This window comes from Streptomyces sp. NPDC086549, from assembly GCF_044746205.1.
In the GTDB taxonomy this organism is placed as follows: domain Bacteria; phylum Actinomycetota; class Actinomycetes; order Streptomycetales; family Streptomycetaceae; genus Streptomyces.
The window spans coordinates 288,689-307,261 of record NZ_JBIVBS010000001.1 but is presented as its reverse complement, the minus strand read 5'-3'; the positions used below and the strand labels follow the sequence as shown (position 1 = coordinate 307,261).

Genomic DNA, 18,573 nt, shown 5'->3' with positions numbered 1-18,573 from the left:
GTGATCGCCCTCTCCCTCGCCGAGATCGCAGCAGTCGTCGGCGGGCAGACGCACGACATACCGGATCCGTCCGTCCAGGTCACCGGACCAGTCGTCCGGGACTCGCGTGAAGTGGTGCCCGGCAGCCTCTTCGCCGCCTTCGCCGGCGAACGCGTGGACGGCCACGACTTCGCGGCGGCGGTCGTCGAGGCGGGCGCGGTCGCCGTACTGGCGTCGCGCCCCGTCGGTGTGCCCGCGATCGTCGTGGACGACGTCACCAAGGCGCTGGGCGCCCTCGCGCGCCACGTCGTGGCGAAGGCGGGCGCGACCCTCGTCGCGCTCACCGGGTCGGCCGGCAAGACGAGCACCAAGGACCTCATCGCCCAGGTGCTGAACAGCAAGGCGCCCACGATCTGGCCGGAAGGCAACCTCAACAACGAGATCGGCCTTCCGCTGACCGCGCTCCGGGTCACGCACGACACGCGGTACCTCGTGCTGGAGATGGGCGCGCGCTACATCGGCGACATCCGCTACCTCACGAGCCTCACGCCCCCCAGGGTCGGCCTCGTCCTCAACGTCGGCACCGCCCACATCGGCGAGTTCGGCGGCCGCGAGCAGATCGCCCAGGCGAAGGGCGAGCTCGTGGAGGCCCTCCCGGAGGACGGCGCGGCGATCCTCAACGCCGACGATCCGTTGGTCCGGGCCATGGCCTCCCGTACCAAGGCGAAGGTGATCCTTTTCGGAGAGTCGGCCGAAGCGGACGTACGCGCCGAGAACGTACGACTCACGGACAGCGGACAGCCCTCCTTCAGACTTCACACACCCTCCGGTGCAAGCGATGTGACCATGCGCCTGTACGGTGAGCACCACGTGTCGAACGCGCTCGCCGCGGCCGCCGTCGCTCATGAGCTGGGCATGTCCGCGAAAGAGATCGCCACCGCGCTCTCCGAGGCGGGCACCCTCTCCCGCTGGCGGATGGAGGTCACCGAGCGCCCGGACGGCGTGACCATCGTCAACGACGCCTACAACGCCAATCCCGAGTCCATGCGGGCCGCCCTGCGCGCGCTCGCGGCCATGGGCAAGGGGAGGCGGACCTGGGCGGTGCTCGGCAAGATGGCCGAGCTCGGGGACGAGGCGCTCGCCGAGCACGACGCGGTCGGGCGGCTCGCCGTCCGGCTCAACGTCAGCAAGCTCGTCGCGGTCGGGGGCAGGGAAGCGTCCTGGCTGCAATTGGGCGCATATAACGAGGGTTCGTGGGGTGAGGAGTCGGTGCACGTGTCCGACGCACAGGCGGCGGTCGACCTGTTGCGCAGCGAGTTGCGCCCGGGGGACGTCGTGCTCGTGAAGGCGTCCCGTTCGGTAGGTCTCGAGAGCGTTGCCCAGGCGCTGCTCGAGTCCGGTGCCGAGGGTGAGGTTGCCGCCCGATGATGAAGCAGATCCTGTTCGCAGGAGTCATTGGTCTGTTCCTCACCCTGATCGGCACCCCGCTGCTGATCAAGCTCCTCGCGCGCAAGGGCTACGGCCAGTACATCCGCGACGACGGACCGCGCGAGCACGCCAGCAAGCGCGGTACGCCGACCATGGGCGGTATCGCCTTCATCCTGGCGACGATCGCCGCCTACTTCCTGGCCAAGGTGATCACCGGCTACGCGCCGACGTACTCGGGCCTGCTGGTGCTCGGTCTCATGTCCGGCATGGGCCTGGTCGGCTTCCTCGACGACTACATCAAGATCGTCAAGCGGCGTTCGCTGGGTCTGCGGGCCAAGGCGAAGATGGCCGGCCAGTTGCTCGGCGGCATCGCGTTCGCCGTGCTCTCGCTCCAGTTCGCGGACGCCCGCGGCAACACCCCGGCCTCCACCAAGCTGTCGTTCATCACCGACTTCGGCTGGACGATCGGCCCGGTGCTGTTCGTGGTCTGGGCGCTGTTCATGATCCTGGCGATGTCGAACGGCGTGAACCTGACCGACGGTCTGGACGGCCTCGCCACCGGTGCCTCCGTGCTCGTCTTCGGCGCGTACACGTTCATCGGCGTGTGGCAGTTCCAGGAGTCCTGCGCCAACGCGACGACGCTGACCAACCCGAACGCCTGCTACGAGGTGCGCGACCCGCTCGACCTCGCGGTCGTCTCGTCCGCGCTGATGGGCGCCTGCCTCGGCTTCCTGTGGTGGAACACCTCGCCCGCCAAGATCTTCATGGGTGACACCGGTTCGCTCGCGCTCGGCGGTGTGCTCGCGGGTCTCGCGATCTGCTCCCGCACCGAGCTGCTGATCGCCATCCTCGGCGGCCTGTTCGTCCTCATCACCATGTCCGTCGTCATCCAGGTCGGCTCCTTCAAGCTCACCGGCAAGCGCGTCTTCCGGATGGCGCCACTCCAGCATCACTTCGAACTCAAGGGCTGGTCCGAAGTCCTTGTAGTGGTCCGGTTCTGGATCATTCAGGGCATCTGTGTCATCGTCGGACTTGGCCTCTTCTACGCGGGATGGGCAGCGGACAAGTGACCTCATCGGTGTCCTCGGTGTCATCAGTGCCTTCGGGGTTCTTCGACTTCCAGGGCAAGCACGTCACCGTCGCCGGGCTCGGTGTCTCCGGCGTCCCGGCGGCCAAGGTGCTGCACGGCCTCGGCGCGGTCGTGACGGTCGTCAACGACGGCGACGACGAGCGTGCCCGCGCCCAGGCCGCCGAACTGGAGGCGCTCGGCATCACCGTGCGCCTCGGCGACGGCGAGACCCTGCCGGAGGGCACCGAGCTCATCGTCACCGCGCCCGGCTGGAAGCCGGACAAGCCGCTCTTCACGGCGGCGGCCGAGGCGGGCGTGCCGATCTGGGGCGACGTCGAACTGGCCTGGCGGCTCCGCGGCCCGGACGCCGCTCCCTGGCTTGCGGTCACGGGCACCAACGGCAAGACCACGACCGTCCAGATGCTCGCCTCCATCCTCAGGGCGGCGGGCCTGCGCACGGCCGCGGTCGGGAACATCGGCGTCTCGCTGCTCGACGCCGTCCTCGGCGAGGAAGAGTACGACGTCCTGGCCGTCGAGCTCTCCAGCTACCAGCTCCACTGGGCGCCCTCCCTGCGCGCCCACTCGGCCGTCGTCCTGAACCTGGCGCCGGACCACCTCGACTGGCACGGCTCCATGGAGGCGTACGCCGCCGACAAGGGCCGTATCTACGAGGGCAATCGGGTCGCCTGCGTCTACAACGTGGCCGACAAGCTCACCGAGGACCTGGTGCGCGAGGCGGACGTCGAGGAGGGCTGCCGGGCCATCGGCTTCACCCTCGGCTCCCCGGGACCCTCCCAACTCGGCGTCGTGGACGGCATCCTGGTCGACCGCGCCTTCGTCGAGAACCGGCACAAGAACGCGCAGGAGCTGGCCGAGGTCTCGGACGTCAACCCGCCCGCACCGCACAACATCGCCAACGCCCTTGCCGCGGCGGCCCTGGCGCGGGCCTTCGGGGTGCCCGCCACGGCCGTACGGGACGGCCTGCGGGCCTTCCGGCCGGACGCGCACCGCATCGCGCACGTGGCCGACGTGGACGGTGTGGCCTACGTCGACGACTCCAAGGCCACCAACACCCACGCGGCGGAAGCCTCGTTGGCGGCATATGAGTCGATCGTATGGATTGCGGGCGGTCTGGCGAAGGGGGCGACCTTCGACGAGCTCGTCGCCAAGTCGGCGAAGCGACTTCGGGGTGCCGTCCTCATCGGCGCCGACCGCGCCCTGATCCGGGACGCCCTGGCGCGACACGCGCCGGAAGTACCTGTCGTCGACCTCGACCGGACCGACACTGGGGCGATGCTCCAGGCGGTCCAGGAGGCGAAGCGACTGGCGGTCCCCGGTGACACGGTGCTCCTTGCCCCGGCCTGCGCTTCCATGGACATGTTCACCAACTACAACAAGCGCGGTGACGCGTTCGCGGAGGCGGTTCGCGAACTCGGCGCCTGACCCGGCCGCCTGCCGGGCGGACCTTGGGAGGGACGCGTGGGACCGTCAGGGCCGACGTACAGCGGAGGCGACCATGCCCGGTAGCCGCACCGGCGGCCGGCCGCCCGTGCAGCGGGCCGTCAGACGGCCCGCGGCCCCCGGGAGCTCGTCCGACAACCCCGTACGACGGCTCTACACGCGCGCGCGGAAGGCCTGGGACCGGCCGCTGACCGCGTACTACCTGATCCTCGGCGGCAGCCTGCTGATCACCGTGCTGGGCCTCGTGATGGTCTACTCGGCCTCCCAGATCACCGCGCTCCAGCTGTCGCTGCCCGGGTCCTATTTCTTCCGCAAGCAGTTCATGGCGGCGGCCATCGGCGGCGGTCTGATGTTCGCCGCTTCCCGCATGCCGGTGAAGCTGCACCGGGCGCTGGCGTACCCGATCCTCGCGGGCGCCGTGTTCCTGATGGCCCTGGTGCAGGTGCCGGGGATAGGGATGGCGGTCAACGGCAACCAGAACTGGATCTCCCTCGGTGGATCCTTCCAGATCCAGCCCAGCGAGTTCGGCAAGCTCGCGCTGGTGCTGTGGGGTGCCGACCTGATGGCGCGCAAGCAGGAGAAGAAGCTGCTGATGCAGTGGAAGCACATGCTGGTGCCGCTGGTCCCGGTCGCGTTCCTGCTGCTTGGGCTGATCATGCTCGGCGGCGACATGGGTACGGCGATCATCCTGACGGCGATCCTGTTCGGCCTGCTGTGGCTGGCGGGAGCGCCCACCCGGCTGTTCGTCGGCGTGCTGTCGGTCGCTTCCGCGATCGGTGTGGTCCTGATCAAGACCAGCCCGAACCGCATGGCCCGGCTCGCCTGTATCGGTGCCACCGAGCCCCGCTCCGGGGTCGCCGACTGCTGGCAGGCCGTGCACGGGATCTACGCCCTCGCCTCCGGCGGACTCTTCGGTTCCGGCCTGGGCGCAAGCGTGGAAAAATGGGGCCAACTGCCCGAAGCCCACACCGACTTCATCTTCGCCGTCACCGGTGAGGAACTGGGCCTCGCGGGGACGCTGTCGGTGCTCGCCCTCTTCGCGGCTCTAGGCTATGCGGGTATCCGCGTGGCCGGACGCACGGAGGACCCCTTCGTGAGGTATGCCGCGGGAGGCGTGACCACCTGGATCACCGCCCAGGCAGTGATCAACATCGGTGCGGTGCTCGGTCTGCTGCCGATCGCCGGCGTCCCCCTCCCGCTGTTCTCCTACGGAGGGTCCGCCCTGCTGCCGACCATGTTCGCCATCGGGCTGCTGATCGCCTTCGCGCGCGACGAGCCCGCAGCACGGGCGGCGCTTGCCATGCGGCAGTCCCGCTTTGGTAGAAAGCGGGCGGGAGACTCCGGCCTCGGCCGGCGGTCTCGGAGATGGAACACGATGCGACGGCGTGCCTCGGTGGCGCGTTCGTCCGGAGAGCGGTGAATTTCGGTGCATGTCGTACTCGCCGGTGGAGGGACCGCCGGCCACATCGAGCCCGCGCTCGCCCTCGCGGACGCCCTGCGTAGGCAGGACCCGACCGTGGGGATCACGGCCCTGGGCACGGAGCGCGGCCTGGAGACCAGGCTCGTACCGGAGCGCGGCTACGAGCTCGCGCTGATTCCGGCGGTGCCGCTGCCGCGCAAGCCCACTCCCGAGCTGATCACCGTCCCGGGCCGGCTGCGCGGCACGATCAAGGCGACCGAGCAGATCCTGGAGCGCACCAAGGCCGACTGTGTGGTCGGCTTCGGCGGCTACGTGGCCCTGCCCGCCTACCTCGCCGCCAAGCGCCTCGGCGTGCCGATCGTGATCCATGAGGCCAACGCCCGGCCCGGACTCGCCAACAAGATCGGCTCCCGGTACGCCGCCCAGGTCGCCGTCTCCACGCCCGACAGCAAGCTGCGCAACGCCCGCTACATCGGCATCCCGCTGCGCCGCTCCATCGCCACCCTGGACCGCGCCGCCGTCCGCCCCGAGGCCCGCGCCCGCTTCGGTCTCGACCCGAACCTGCCCACGCTGCTCGTCTCCGGAGGCTCGCAGGGCGCCCGCCGCCTCAACGAGGTGGTCCAGCAGGTCGCGCCCTGGCTCCAGCAGGCGGGCATCCAGATCCTGCACGCGGTCGGTCCCAAGAACGAACTGCCACAGGTACACCAGATGCCGGGAATGCCCCCCTATATCCCGGTAAGTTACCTGGATCGGATGGACCTCGCGTACGCCGCGGCCGACATGATGCTCTGCCGCGCGGGCGCGATGACCGTCGCCGAACTCTCCGCCGTCGGGCTCCCGGCCGCTTATGTCCCGCTGCCCATCGGCAACGGCGAACAGCGGCTCAACGCCCAGCCGGTGGTCAAGGCCGGCGGCGGACTGCTGGTCGACGACGCGGAACTCACCCCCGAGTGGCTCCAGCGGACCGTCCTGCCCGTGCTCGGCGATCCGCACCGGTTGTACGAGATGTCCCGTGCCGCCAGCGAGTTCGGCCGCCGGGACGCCGACGACCTGCTCGTCGGCATGGTGTACGAGGCGATCGCTTCGCACCGTCGCTGAGGCCTGTCCGGCGGATCAGGTCGCAGGAAAGCAACGGCGCCTCGTCAACCCAGGTGAGCGGGGCCATGGGGGTCCCCCTGCTCGAAGAGCTTGGGGGAGGGCGTGCCGGGCCCCGCGTCTGCGGCATGATCCGCCGGACAGGCCCTAGCATCGGCGAGTGAGCCGAAGGGGCGCGCCGGTGCCGAGAGGGCATGGGGTGCCCCCTGCTCGAACGAAGTTGAGAGCTTGGGGGCGCGCGGAGGCCGGCAGGGCTGAGCGCGGTCGGCCTCTCGGCACCGGCCGGGTCGCCCCGGTGGGGTACCCCCGACCGAAGGCCGGGGGAGAACCGAGCCCTGAAAGGAGCGCGCGTGGCCGGACCGACCACCGCCGAGCGCGGTGACCGTCAACAGGAGTCGTCCGGCCCGCCACTCGTCCGGAGGCTGCGCACGTCCCGCCTTCGTACGATCGTCATCCTGGCCGTCGCCCTCGTGCTTCTCGGCGCTGGTTCCGTCTGGCTGGTGTACGGCTCGCCCTGGCTGCGCGTGGAAAGCGTGTCGGTCTCCGGAACGCTCGTCCTGACGCCCGCGCAGGTACGCGAGGCCGCGGACGTGCCGGTCGGGGCACCGCTGATTTCCGTGGACACCGATGCGATCGAGGCCCGACTTCGCCGGAAATTGCCCCGAATTGACGTGGTTGACGTCGTCCGTTCCTGGCCCCATGGAATCGGACTGAAAGTGACCGAGCGTACTCCGGTTCTGCTTGTCCAAAAGGGCGGAAAGTTTGTCGAAGTGGACGACGACGGTGTCCGTTTCGCCGTGGTTTCGCAGGCGCCGAAAGGTGTGCCGAGTCTGGAATTGACGGTGGCTCGGCAGGGTTCGGCCTCCGCGAGCCTGCGGCGTTTCGGGCCGGACCGGCTCGTGCGGGAGGCGGGGCGGGTTGCCGGTGACATTCCGGCCGCCGTCGCCCGCGACACCCGGGTCGTCAAGGTCCGTTCGTACGACGACATCTCGCTGGAGCTGAGCGGCGGCCGCACGGTCGCCTGGGGCAGCGCCGAGAGCGGCCGCGTCAAGGCTCGTACGCTCACCGCCCTGATGAAAGCCGCGCCCGGCGCACGGCACTTCGATGTCAGCGTTCCCACCGCCCCTGCGTCAGCGGGAAGTTGACGCACATCAGCGCAGGCCAGCACCCTGGTTGGGCACTGCTACGGCTGATCACATAGGGTGAAAAGAAAAACGGGAGGTTCGGCGTGTTCGTTGTACGTGCGCCACTTGTCGACTTAGTGTCCTGTTCAGAAGACTCCAAGGAACGGACACACTGGTAACCCTAAACTTCAGCGTTAGGGTTCGGGTCGGCGCTCGGACCGTCCCATTCGGCATCAGCCGGCGGAGCGCGGCGCACCCGCGAGACGACGGCAACGTAATTCGAGGCGAGAGGCCTTCGACGTGGCAGCACCGCAGAACTACCTCGCAGTCATCAAGGTCATCGGTGTCGGCGGCGGTGGTGTCAATGCCATCAACCGGATGATCGAGGTCGGTCTCAAGGGCGTCGAGTTCATCGCCATCAACACCGACGCGCAGGCGCTGTTGATGAGCGACGCCGACGTCAAGCTCGACGTCGGCCGCGAACTGACCCGCGGACTCGGCGCCGGCGCCAACCCGGCCGTCGGCCGGAAGGCCGCCGAGGACCACCGCGAGGAGATCGAGGAGGTCCTCAAGGGGGCCGACATGGTCTTCGTGACGGCTGGTGAAGGAGGCGGCACCGGCACCGGCGGCGCGCCCGTCGTGGCCAACATCGCCCGCTCCCTGGGCGCCCTGACCATCGGCGTGGTCACGCGCCCGTTCACCTTCGAGGGACGGCGCCGCGCGAACCAGGCCGAGGACGGTATCGCCGAGCTCCGCGAAGAGGTCGACACCCTCATCGTCATCCCGAACGACCGGCTGCTGTCCATCTCGGACCGCCAGGTCTCGGTCCTGGACGCCTTCAAGTCCGCGGACCAGGTCCTGCTCTCCGGTGTCCAGGGCATCACCGACCTCATCACCACCCCCGGCCTGATCAACCTCGACTTCGCTGATGTGAAGTCGGTCATGTCCGAGGCCGGTTCGGCCCTCATGGGCATCGGCTCGGCCCGCGGCGACGACCGCGCGGTGGCCGCGGCCGAGATGGCGATCTCCTCGCCGCTCCTGGAGGCCTCCATCGACGGCGCCCGGGGTGTGCTGCTCTCCATCTCCGGCGGCTCGGACCTCGGCCTGTTCGAGATCAACGAGGCCGCCCAGCTGGTCAGCGAGGCCGCCCACCCGGAGGCCAACATCATCTTCGGCGCGGTCATCGACGACGCCCTCGGTGACGAGGTGCGGGTCACCGTGATCGCGGCCGGCTTCGACGGCGGTCAGCCGCCGGCCCGCCGGGACAACGTGATCGGCTCGTCCTCGGCCTCCTCCCGCCGTGATGAGCCCGCTCCGGTGCGGCAGCCGGAGAGCCGCCCCACCTTCGGCTCGCTCGGCAGCGTGACGCCGAAGGAGGAGCCCGAGCCCGCCCCGGCCGCGGTGATCGACACCCCGGTCGTTCCGCCGGTCACGCCGGCCCCGCGGACCTACTCGGACAGCTCGGCCGAGGAACTGGACGTGCCGGACTTCCTGAAGTGATAGGACAGAGCGACACTGTGAGCGGCGCGCACTTCGCCTTCACCGACAGGTGGGGCGGGGTGAGCGCCGTTCCGTACGAAGAGCTCAACCTCGGCGGAGCGGTCGGCGACGACCCCGCCGCCGTGCGGACCAATCGAGAACTGGCGGCCGGGGCCCTGGGGATCGACCCGGTCCGGGTGGTCTGGATGAACCAGGTGCACGGCGCCGACGTGGCCGTGGTGGACAGCCCCTGGGGCTCCGCCGCGGAGATCCCGTCGGTCGACGCGGTCGTCACCGCCCGCCGCGGACTCGCCCTCGCCGTGCTCACCGCCGACTGCGTGCCGGTGCTGCTGGCCGACCCCGTCGCGGGGGTCGCCGCCGCGGCCCACGCGGGCCGGCCCGGGATGGTCGCCGGGGTCGTCCCCGCCGCCGTACGGGCCATGATCGAACTCGGCGCCGAGCCGTCCCGGATCGTCGCCCGCACCGGGCCCGCCGTGTGTGGCCGGTGTTACGAAGTGCCGGAGGCGATGCGCGCCGAGGTGGCCGCCGTCGAGCCGGCGGCGCATTCCGAGACGAGCTGGGGCACACCGGCGGTCGACGTGAGCGCCGGAGTGCACGCGCAGCTCGAACGGCTCGGGGTGCACGACCGGGCGCAGTCGCCGGTGTGCACGTTGGAGTCGGGCGACCACTTCTCGTACCGCCGAGACCGCACCACCGGTCGGCTCGCGGGCTATGTATGGCTGGACTGATGGGACATGACGGACCGTACGGGTGAACTCGCCGGAAATCTGGCGAAGGTGGAGGAGCGCATCGCCGCCGCGTGCGCGGCCGCCGGGCGTGAGCGGGAGGAAGTGACCCTGATCGTGGTCACCAAGACCTACCCGGCGAGCGATGTGCGGATCCTGTCGGAGCTCGGTGTGCGCCACGTGGCCGAGAACCGGGACCAGGACGCGGCGCCCAAGGCCGCCGCTTGCTCGGATCTGCCCCTTAATTGGCACTTTGTCGGTCAATTGCAGACCAACAAGGTGCGATCCGTGGTCGGTTACGCGGATGTCGTGCAGTCCGTCGACCGTTCCAGGCTCGTCACGGCTCTGTCGGGGGAGGCGGAGCGGGCGGGACGCGAGGTGGGGTGCCTCATTCAGGTGGCACTTGACGCGGGCGCGGCGGGAAGAGGGGAGCGAGGCGGCGTGGGGCCCGGCGGAATCGAAGAGTTGGCCGACCTTGTCTCCCGGGCTCCGGGGCTGCGGCTCGACGGGCTGATGACCGTCGCCCCGCTCACCGGGGAGTATGCCGGACGTCAACAGGCGGCGTTCGAGCGGCTGATGGATTTGTCGACCGACCTGCGCCGAGTCCATCCTGCTGCGAACATGGTCTCTGCAGGGATGAGTGCGGACCTCGAACAGGCCGTGGCGGCCGGAGCGACACATGTGCGCGTCGGTACCGCGGTACTCGGAGTCCGCCCCAGGCTCGGGTAACGTCGCCAGGAAGTCGGACCACAGCAGAAAATATGGTCAATGCCGCAGAAAGCGGGCACAACGACCTCGTGGATCGCAGGGACTTGGCAGTCGTCAGTCGATCCACCACAGAGCGGAGGACTCAGAGAATGGCCGGCGCGATGCGCAAGATGGCGGTCTACCTCGGCCTCGTGGAGGACGACGGGTACGACGGCCGCGGATTCGACCCCGACGACGACTTCGAGCCCGAACTGGACCCGGAGCCGGAGCGGGACCACCGGCGGCACGAGCCGTCACACCAGTCGCACGGCTCACACCAGCCCCAGAGGGACGAATCGGTGCGAGTGGTGCAACCCCCCGCGCAGCGCGACCCGGTCTCCCGTTCGGCTTCGCTGCCCGCGGAATCCGGACGCCCGGCGCGCATCGCGCCCGTGGCGTCCATCACACAAGAACGCCAGTCCCTGGAGAAGAACGCACCGGTGATCATGCCCAAGGTCGTGTCGGAACGAGAGCCTTACCGGATCACCACGCTTCACCCCCGGACCTACAACGAGGCCCGTACCATCGGGGAACACTTCCGGGAGGGCACCCCGGTGATCATGAATCTGACTGAGATGGACGACACAGACGCGAAGCGACTTGTCGACTTTGCGGCTGGTTTGGTGTTTGGTCTTCACGGCAGCATCGAGCGGGTGACGCAGAAGGTGTTTCTGTTGTCGCCTGCTAACGTCGATGTCACGGCGGAGGACAAGGCCCGCATCGCAGAGGGCGGGTTCTTCAACCAGAGCTGAGACGCAAGACCGGAAACAGCAGTACCAGCAGTACGGAAACAGGGGAGAGGGAAGCACGGGTCATGAGCGTGGTCCTGGATGTCATCTATATCGCGCTGATGTGCTTCCTCATCGTGCTCATCTTCCGGTTGGTCATGGACTACGTCTTCCAGTTCGCCCGCTCGTGGCAACCCGGCAAGGCGATGGTGGTCGTTCTGGAGGCCACCTACACTGTCACCGATCCACCGCTCAAGCTTCTGCGGCGGTTCATTCCGCCGCTGCGTCTCGGGGGCGTGGCGCTCGACCTGTCCTTCTTCGTACTGATGATCATTGTTTACATCCTGATCTCGATCGTGAGCCGGCTGTGAGCGATGTGAACTACCGTCTTGCCGATGCCGACGACTACGTTGAGGTGAAGAGATGCCGTTGACCCCCGAGGACGTGCGGAACAAGCAGTTCACGACCGTCCGCCTCCGAGAAGGCTATGACGAGGACGAGGTCGATGCCTTCCTCGACGAGGTCGAAGCCGAGCTGACCCGCCTGCTCCGCGAAAACGAGGACCTGCGCGCCAAGCTGGCCGCAGCCACGCGTGCTGCTGCCCAGAACCAGCAGAACATGCGCAAACCTCCGGAGCAGGATGGGCCTCCCGGCATGCCTCAGCAGGGGATGCGAGGTCCCGGCGCTCCGGTGCCCGCCGGCATATCGGGCCCGCCGCAGCAGCAGATGGGTGGCCCCATGGGTGGTCCGCCCCAGCTGCCCAGCGGTGCTCCGCAGCTGCCTGCCGGTCCCAGCGGCCAGGGCGGTCCGATGGGTCAGGGCCCCATGGGTCAGGGTCCGATGGGTCAGGGTCCGATGGGTCAGGGTCCGATGGGTCAGGGTCCGATGGGCCAGGGTCCCGGCATGGGTCAGGGCCCCGGCATGGGTCAGGGTATGGGCCAGGGTATGGGCCAGGGTCCGATGGGTGGTCAGCCCCCCATGCCGCAGCAGATGGGCGGTCCGATGGGCGGCCCCATGGGCGGTCCGATGGGCGGCCCCGGTCAGGGCCCCGGTGGCGACAGCGCCGCCCGTGTCCTCTCGCTGGCCCAGCAGACCGCCGACCAGGCGATCGCCGAGGCCCGCTCCGAGGCGAACAAGATCGTCGGCGAGGCCCGCAGCCGCGCCGAGGGTCTGGAGCGTGACGCCCGTGCCAAGGCCGACGCCCTGGAGCGGGACGCGCAGGAGAAGCACCGTGTCGCGATGGGCTCCCTGGAGTCCGCCCGCGCCACGCTGGAGCGCAAGGTCGAGGACCTGCGTGGCTTCGAGCGCGAGTACCGCACGCGCCTGAAGTCGTACCTGGAGTCGCAGCTGCGTCAGCTGGAGACCCAGGCCGACGACTCGCTCGCCCCGCCGCGTACCCCGGCCACGGCCTCTCTGCCGCCGTCCCCGGCGCCTTCCATGGCTCCGGCAGGCGCGAGTGCCCCGTCCTACGGCGGCAACCAGCCGATGGGTGGCCCTCCGGCCCCGCCTGCTCCGTCCTACGGCGGCCAGCAGCAGATGACCCCGGCGATGACCCAGCCGATGGCTCCCGTCCGTCCGCAGGGTCCGTCCCCGATGGGCCAGGCTCCCTCGCCGATGCGCGGGTTTCTGATCGACGAGGACGACAACTGACGGTCGGCATGGTCAGTAGTACGCCGTAGGCGTCGGCAGCGTTCAGGGCGGGGCCCCGGACTTCGGTCCGGGGCCCCGCCCTTTTTACGCGTGTTGAGGGTGGTGTCGGCGGGGGTTGCCGTGTGCCGGCCGTGGGGGATCACGAGTTCAACGGTTACCGGCAGGCCGGCACCGAGAGGCCGCGGCGCCGGGAGGCGGAGCGTGCGAGGCGGGGACGTACGAGGCGGGTGGGGCCCATGTCGGATGGCGTCCGGCGCCGGTGCTGCGGGTGGCCGGGATGCGCTGTGCCATGGAGCAGCGGTCCGACGACCCCGTCTTCGGGCACATACGCGCGGTCTACGGGGCTATGACCGAGGCGATCAGCGCCGTACTCACCGCGGGCGGGTTCGTGATCGGCGAGAGCCTCGGCGACTTCGCGGAGGGCGCGGTGTTGGTGATCCGTCCCCCGGGTCGGCGGCTGCTGGAGTCACCGGGGCTGGACGCACTGGGCTGAGCGGGAGTGTCCGACACGGGTCGGGGCCCGGCCCCCGTAGGAGGACCGGGCCCCGAGCAGCCGCGTCGCTTATGCCTTGCGCAGACGGAACGTGAGCGACAGGCCCTCGTCGGTGAAGGGCTCACCGTAGGTGCCGTCCGCCTCACCCTGGGCGAAGTCGGTCGCCAGGACCTCGTCGGAGATCAGTCCGGTGTGCTCGCTCAGGGCCGCGATGACCGCCGGGTCAGTTGAGGTCCAGCGCAGCGCGATGCGGTCGGCGACGTCGAGGCCGCTGTTCTTGCGGGCCTCCTGGATCAGCCGGATCGCGTCACGGGCCAGGCCCGCCTGCCGCAGCTCCTCCGTGATCTCCAGGTCGAGGGCGACCGTGGCGCCGGAGTCGGACGCCACCGACCAGCCCTCGCGCGGGGTCTCAGTGATGATCACCTCGTCCGGGGCGAGCGCGACCGTCTCGCCGTCGACCTCCACCGACGCCGTGCCCTCGCGCAGCGCCAGGGACAGCGCGGCCGCGTCGGCGGCGGCGATGGCCTTGGCCACCTCCTGGACCCGCTTGCCGAACCGCTTGCCCAGGGCGCGGAAGTTCGCCTTGGCCGTGGTGTCCACCAGGGAGCCGCCTACCTCGGACAGCGACGCCAGGGAGCTGACGTTCAGCTCCTCCGTGATCTGCGTGTGTAGTTCAGGGTCGAGGGAGTCGAAGCCCGCGACCGCCACCAGGGCACGGGAGAGCGGCTGGCGGGTCTTGACGCCCGACTCCGCGCGCGTGGCGCGGCCCAGCTCCACCAGGCGGCGGACCATGACCATCTGCTTCGACAGTTCCGGGTCGATGGCGGACAGGTCGGCCTCCGGCCAGGAGGCCAGGTGGACGGAGTCCGGGGCGCCCGGGGTCACGGGAACGACCAGGTCCTGCCAGACCCGCTCGGTGATGAACGGGGTCAGCGGGGCCATCAGCTTGGTGACCGTCTCGACGACCTCGTGCAGCGTGCGCAGCGCGGCCTTGTCGCCCTGCCAGAAGCGGCGGCGCGAGCGGCGGACGTACCAGTTCGACAGGTCGTCGACGAACGCCGACAGGAGCTTGCCGGCGCGCTGCGTGTCGTACGCCTCCAGCGCCTGCGTCACCTGGTCGGTGAGCGCGTGCAGTTCGGAGAGGAGCCAGCGGTCCAGGACCGGGCGGTCGGCCGGGTCCGGGTCGGCCTCGCTGGGCGCCCAGTTCGACGTACGGGCGTACAGGGCCTGGAAGGCGACCGTGTTCCAGTACGTGAGGAGCGTCTTGCGGACGACCTCCTGGATGGTGCCGTGGCCGACCCGGCGGGCCGCCCAGGGGGAGCCGCCGGCCGCCATGAACCAGCGGACCGCGTCGGCGCCGTGCTGGTCCATGAGCGGGATCGGCTGCAGGATGTTGCCCAGGTGCTTGGACATCTTGCGGCCGTCCTCGGCGAGGATGTGGCCCAGGCACACGACGTTCTCGTACGACGACTTGTCGAAGACCAGCGTGCCGACGGCCATCAGCGTGTAGAACCAGCCGCGGGTCTGGTCGATCGCCTCGGAGATGAACTGCGCCGGGTAGCGGCTCTCGAACAGCTCCTTGTTCTTGTACGGGTAGCCCCACTGCGCGAACGGCATCGATCCCGAGTCGTACCAGGCGTCGATGACCTCCGGCACGCGCGTGGCCGTCTTCGCGCACTGCGGGCAGTCGAAGGTGACGTCGTCGATGAACGGGCGGTGCGGGTCCAGCTGGGACTGGTCGGTGCCGGTCAGCTCGGTCAGCTCCGCGCGGGAGCCCACGACGGTGAGGTGGTCGTCCTCGCAGCGCCAGATGGGCAGCGGGGTGCCCCAGTAGCGGTTGCGGGACAGCGCCCAGTCGATGTTGTTGTTCAGCCAGTCGCCGAAGCGGCCGTGCTTGACCGTCTCCGGGAACCAGTTGGTCTTCTCGTTCTCTTCGAGGAGGCGGTCCTTGACGGCCGTCGTGCGGATGTACCAGGACGGCTGCGCGTAGTAGAGGAGCGCGGTGTGGCAGCGCCAGCAGTGCGGGTAGCTGTGCTCGTACGGCAGGTGCTTGAAGAGCCGGCCGCGCTGCTGGAGGTCCTCGGTGAGCTTTTCGTCCGCCTTCTTGAAGAAGATGCCGCCTACCAGCGGGACGTCCTCCTCGAAGGTGCCGTCCGGGCGGACCGGGTTGATCACCGGCAGACCGTACGCCCGGCAGACCTTGAGGTCGTCCTCACCGAAGGCGGGGGACTGGTGGACCAGACCCGTGCCGTCCTCGGTCGTGACGTACTCGGCGTTCACCACGAAGTGGGCGGGCTCCGGGAACTCCACGAGCTCGAACGGACGTTGATACGTCCAGCGCTCCATCTCGGCGCCCGTGAAGGTCTGGCCCGTGCGCTCCCAGCCCTCGCCGAGCGCCTTCTCGACGAGCGGCTCGGCGACGACGAGCTTCTCCTCGCCGTCGGTCGCGACGACGTAGGTGACCTCGGGGTGCGCGGCGACCGCCGTGTTGGAGACCAGGGTCCAGGGGGTCGTCGTCCACACCAGGAGCGAGGCCTGGCCGGCGAGCGGACCGGAGGTGAGCGGGAAACGGACGTACACGGACGGGTCGACGACCGTCTCGTAGCCCTGGGCGAGCTCGTGGTCCGACAGGCCGGTGCCGCAGCGCGGGCACCAGGGGGCGACGCGGTGGTCCTGGACCAGCAGGCCCTTGTTGAAGATCTCCTTCAGCGACCACCAGACCGACTCGATGTACTCGGGGTCCATCGTGACGTAGGCGTCGTCGAGGTCGACCCAGTAGCCCATGCGGGTCGTGAGCTCTTTGAAGGCGTCGGTATGGCGCAGCACGGAGTCGCGGCACTTGGCGTTGAACTCGGCGATGCCGTACGCCTCGATGTCCTGCTTGCCGCTGAAGCCCAGCTCCTTCTCGACCGTGAGCTCCACGGGCAGGCCGTGGCAGTCCCAGCCCGCCTTGCGGGCCACGTGGTAGCCGCGCATGGTGCGGAAGCGGGGGAAGACGTCCTTGAAGACCCGCGCCTCGATGTGGTGGGCGCCGGGCATGCCGTTCGCGGTGGGCGGGCCCTCGTAGAACACCCACTCCGGGCGGCCCTCGGACTGTTCCAGGCTCTTGGCGAAGATCTTCTGATCGCGCCAGAAGTCGAGCACCGCGTGCTCGAGCGCGGGCAGGTCGACCTGGGCGGGTACCTGGCGGTACGTCGGCGCTGTCATCTGCGAGCTTCCTCCAACGGACTTGCTGCCTTCCGTCGGAGGGACGAGAGCCGTATGTGCTACGTACGCCGTGTGCGGCGCGCTCCCGCGGTACCACCCTCCTTGGCTCCCCGTGCGCCGTACGCGCCGGTGAGCCCCCTCATTGGGGTCGCGATACCGGTTCTAGCGGCCCCTGGTGCTGTTCCGGGGGCTTTCTTCCGGCGGCTCCGGGGTGATCTTCACGTCGCGCTCGCCCCCGGGCTTCCACCGTCCCCGGGTCGCTCTGGGCTGCGTACGTCGCTACTCGTCCCCATCCACGCTTTTCGCTCCGCCCAGTGTACGGCGCCCCGGGGACAGCGGCCGACCGGTTTTCGGGCTCTGGGGTCCGGCGGTCCGGCCGCTGCCGAGATGACCCGAATGGCGAGGTACGTGTGTTCGCATCCTGGGATGCCCGGCCAGACGGATTACCCGGCGGGGAGCTGGGCACAACGCATGCATCCCTGCCGTGCGGGGGCGCGGGGCGGGCGATTCGGGCGGCGTGCCCCGTTGCCGCGGGACTCAAGTCGATTTATCGTCCCAGCACGATTCGCGTGCAAGGTCACAATATGTGAAGGGGCCGCGGCCATGGTGGTGAAAGAGACCGCCGTACAGCAGGCGGCGTCCAGCAGATCCAGGGGCGCGGCGGCCTCCGGCGCTGCTGATGCCGCCGACGGTACGGCCAGGGGCATAGGGGGGAAGAAGAGCACGCAGGGAGGTGCCGCGTCGCGGACTGCGAACTCCGTGAAGCCGGCGAAGCCGGTGAAACCGGTGAAGACGGTGAGGCCGGCCGATGTCGACGGGAGCGGCGCGGCCGGTGGGGGAGCGGCCACGGCGAAGGCCGGCGGCGGGAAGAGCGCCGTGAAGAAGGGCGCCGTCAAGAAGGCGACGGCTTCGAGAGCGGCTCCTGCCGGGAAGGCGGTCGAGGGGGAGAGGGGCGAGGGAGAGACGGGCCGCAGGGCGGCGGCGGGGAAGATGGCGGCCGCGAAGGGCACGTCCAGGAACAGCACGTCCAGGAACAGCACGTCCAAGAAGGCCACCACCGGGAAGGCGGCTGCCGTCGCGAGGGCCGCCGAGGAGGCCGCCGAGGGGGAGGCCGCGAAGAAGCCCGCCGCCAAGAGGTCCACTGCGGAGAAGGCGGCTCCCAAGGCCCCTCAGGCCCCCCAGGAGAGGCCGACGAAGAGGGCGGCCGCCGGGAGGGCGGCCACGAAGGAGGCGGTGTCCGAAGAGGCGGTGACCGGCAGGGCCACCGCGAAGAAGACCGTGGCCAAGCGGGCGGCCGCGGAGAAGGAGGGTGCCGAGAGCACCTCCGCCAAGAGGGCGGCCAAGAAGAGCACGGCCAAGAAAGCGGGCGCGGCGCGGGCCGCGGAGCAGACGGGAGCCACGACGGTGGTTGCGAAGAAGACTCCTGGCACGGCCACGGCGGCGAAGACCGCCGTCCCCAAGGCGCGGGTTGCCGCGGTGGAGCCCGGCGAGCTCGCGGTGCGCCCCGGGGAGGACCCCTGGACGCACGAGCAGGTCGAGGAGGCGCGCGCGGAGCTGCAGTCCGAGGACGTGCGGCTGCGCGCCGAGATCACCTCGTCCGAGGAGTCCATCGTCGGCCTGATGCGGGACTCCGGGGACGGCGCGGGCGACGACCAGGCGGACACCGGCACCAAGAACATCACGCGCGAGCACGAGATGGCCCTGGCCGCCAACGCGCGCGAGATGCTCATCCAGACCGAGCGCGCCCTGGAACGCCTGGACGCGGGCACCTACGGCCTGTGCGAGAACTGCGGCAACCCCATCGGCAAGGCCCGGATGCAGGCCTTCCCGCGCGCCACCCTGTGCATGGAGTGCAAGCAGAAGCAGGAACGCCGCTCCTGAGCATGTGGGTCGTCCGGGGCGTGCCGTAGTCTCGTCCTCAGTCAGGCACCTAGGTTGAGGGACTCA

15 protein-coding genes are annotated in these 18,573 nt (G+C 69.8%); 14 read left to right on the top strand and 1 reads right to left on the bottom strand.

Annotated features, from left to right (window positions below):
* From murF to ACIPSA_RS01360, 13 genes are all read left to right on the top strand, one after another.
* Nucleotides 1-1,407 carry a UDP-N-acetylmuramoyl-tripeptide--D-alanyl-D-alanine ligase gene (gene murF / locus ACIPSA_RS01420; RefSeq protein ID WP_402627413.1) on the top strand — a complete coding sequence of 469 codons (1,407 nt, stop codon included), beginning with the start codon at nucleotides 1-3 and terminating at the stop codon, nucleotides 1,405-1,407.
* Nucleotides 1,407-2,477, top strand: a complete 1,071-nt coding sequence (mraY, locus tag ACIPSA_RS01415) for a phospho-N-acetylmuramoyl-pentapeptide-transferase (RefSeq protein WP_402629417.1) — start codon at nucleotides 1,407-1,409, stop codon at nucleotides 2,475-2,477. The genes murF and mraY overlap by 1 nt, the downstream gene beginning before the upstream one ends.
* Nucleotides 2,459-3,919 carry a UDP-N-acetylmuramoyl-L-alanine--D-glutamate ligase gene (gene murD / locus ACIPSA_RS01410; RefSeq protein WP_402627410.1) on the top strand — a complete coding sequence of 487 codons (1,461 nt, stop codon included), beginning with the start codon at nucleotides 2,459-2,461 and terminating at the stop codon, nucleotides 3,917-3,919. Before mraY ends, murD begins: the two co-directional genes overlap by 19 nt.
* A gap of 73 nt (nucleotides 3,920-3,992) precedes the next feature.
* On the top strand, nucleotides 3,993-5,357 hold the full coding sequence (gene ftsW / locus ACIPSA_RS01405) for a putative lipid II flippase FtsW (protein WP_402627408.1): 1,365 nt from the start codon (nucleotides 3,993-3,995) through the stop codon (nucleotides 5,355-5,357).
* A 6-nt stretch (nucleotides 5,358-5,363) separates the two neighbouring features.
* Nucleotides 5,364-6,455: an undecaprenyldiphospho-muramoylpentapeptide beta-N-acetylglucosaminyltransferase gene (murG, locus tag ACIPSA_RS01400; RefSeq protein ID WP_402627406.1), complete on the top strand. Its 1,092-nt coding sequence runs from the start codon at nucleotides 5,364-5,366 to the stop codon at nucleotides 6,453-6,455.
* A gap of 347 nt (nucleotides 6,456-6,802) precedes the next feature.
* Nucleotides 6,803-7,597 carry a cell division protein FtsQ gene (gene ftsQ, locus ACIPSA_RS01395; protein WP_402627403.1) on the top strand — a complete coding sequence of 265 codons (795 nt, stop codon included), beginning with the start codon at nucleotides 6,803-6,805 and terminating at the stop codon, nucleotides 7,595-7,597.
* Between the two features lie 279 nt (nucleotides 7,598-7,876).
* On the top strand, nucleotides 7,877-9,076 hold the full coding sequence (ftsZ, locus tag ACIPSA_RS01390; protein ID WP_402627400.1) for a cell division protein FtsZ: 1,200 nt from the start codon (nucleotides 7,877-7,879) through the stop codon (nucleotides 9,074-9,076).
* Nucleotides 9,073-9,804: a peptidoglycan editing factor PgeF gene (gene pgeF / locus ACIPSA_RS01385; RefSeq protein ID WP_402627397.1), complete on the top strand. Its 732-nt coding sequence runs from the start codon at nucleotides 9,073-9,075 to the stop codon at nucleotides 9,802-9,804. Before ftsZ ends, pgeF begins: the two co-directional genes overlap by 4 nt.
* A gap of 6 nt (nucleotides 9,805-9,810) precedes the next feature.
* Nucleotides 9,811-10,530 (top strand): YggS family pyridoxal phosphate-dependent enzyme, encoded by a 720-nt coding sequence (locus ACIPSA_RS01380; RefSeq protein WP_402627394.1) that lies wholly within the window; start codon nucleotides 9,811-9,813, stop codon nucleotides 10,528-10,530.
* A 128-nt stretch (nucleotides 10,531-10,658) separates the two neighbouring features.
* Nucleotides 10,659-11,300 carry a cell division protein SepF gene (locus ACIPSA_RS01375; protein ID WP_402627391.1) on the top strand — a complete coding sequence of 214 codons (642 nt, stop codon included), beginning with the start codon at nucleotides 10,659-10,661 and terminating at the stop codon, nucleotides 11,298-11,300.
* A 62-nt stretch (nucleotides 11,301-11,362) separates the two neighbouring features.
* Nucleotides 11,363-11,647, top strand: a complete 285-nt coding sequence (locus ACIPSA_RS01370) for a YggT family protein (RefSeq protein WP_016435858.1) — start codon at nucleotides 11,363-11,365, stop codon at nucleotides 11,645-11,647.
* A gap of 52 nt (nucleotides 11,648-11,699) precedes the next feature.
* Nucleotides 11,700-12,926: a DivIVA domain-containing protein gene (locus tag ACIPSA_RS01365; protein ID WP_402627388.1), complete on the top strand. Its 1,227-nt coding sequence runs from the start codon at nucleotides 11,700-11,702 to the stop codon at nucleotides 12,924-12,926.
* Nucleotides 12,927-13,215: 289 nt separating this feature from the next.
* A complete protein-coding gene (locus ACIPSA_RS01360; protein WP_402627385.1) occupies nucleotides 13,216-13,419 on the top strand; it encodes a hypothetical protein in 204 nt (67 codons plus the stop codon).
* Nucleotides 13,420-13,488: 69 nt separating this feature from the next.
* Here ACIPSA_RS01360 and ileS read toward each other — a convergent pair whose 3' ends face one another.
* On the bottom strand, nucleotides 13,489-16,626 hold the full coding sequence (gene ileS / locus ACIPSA_RS01355; RefSeq protein ID WP_402627382.1) for an isoleucine--tRNA ligase: 3,138 nt from the start codon (nucleotides 16,624-16,626) through the stop codon (nucleotides 13,489-13,491).
* Between the two features lie 603 nt (nucleotides 16,627-17,229).
* Here ileS and ACIPSA_RS01350 point away from each other — a divergent pair.
* Nucleotides 17,230-18,507, top strand: a complete 1,278-nt coding sequence (locus tag ACIPSA_RS01350; RefSeq protein ID WP_402627379.1) for a TraR/DksA C4-type zinc finger protein — start codon at nucleotides 17,230-17,232, stop codon at nucleotides 18,505-18,507.
* Nucleotides 18,508-18,573 lie beyond the last annotated feature (66 nt).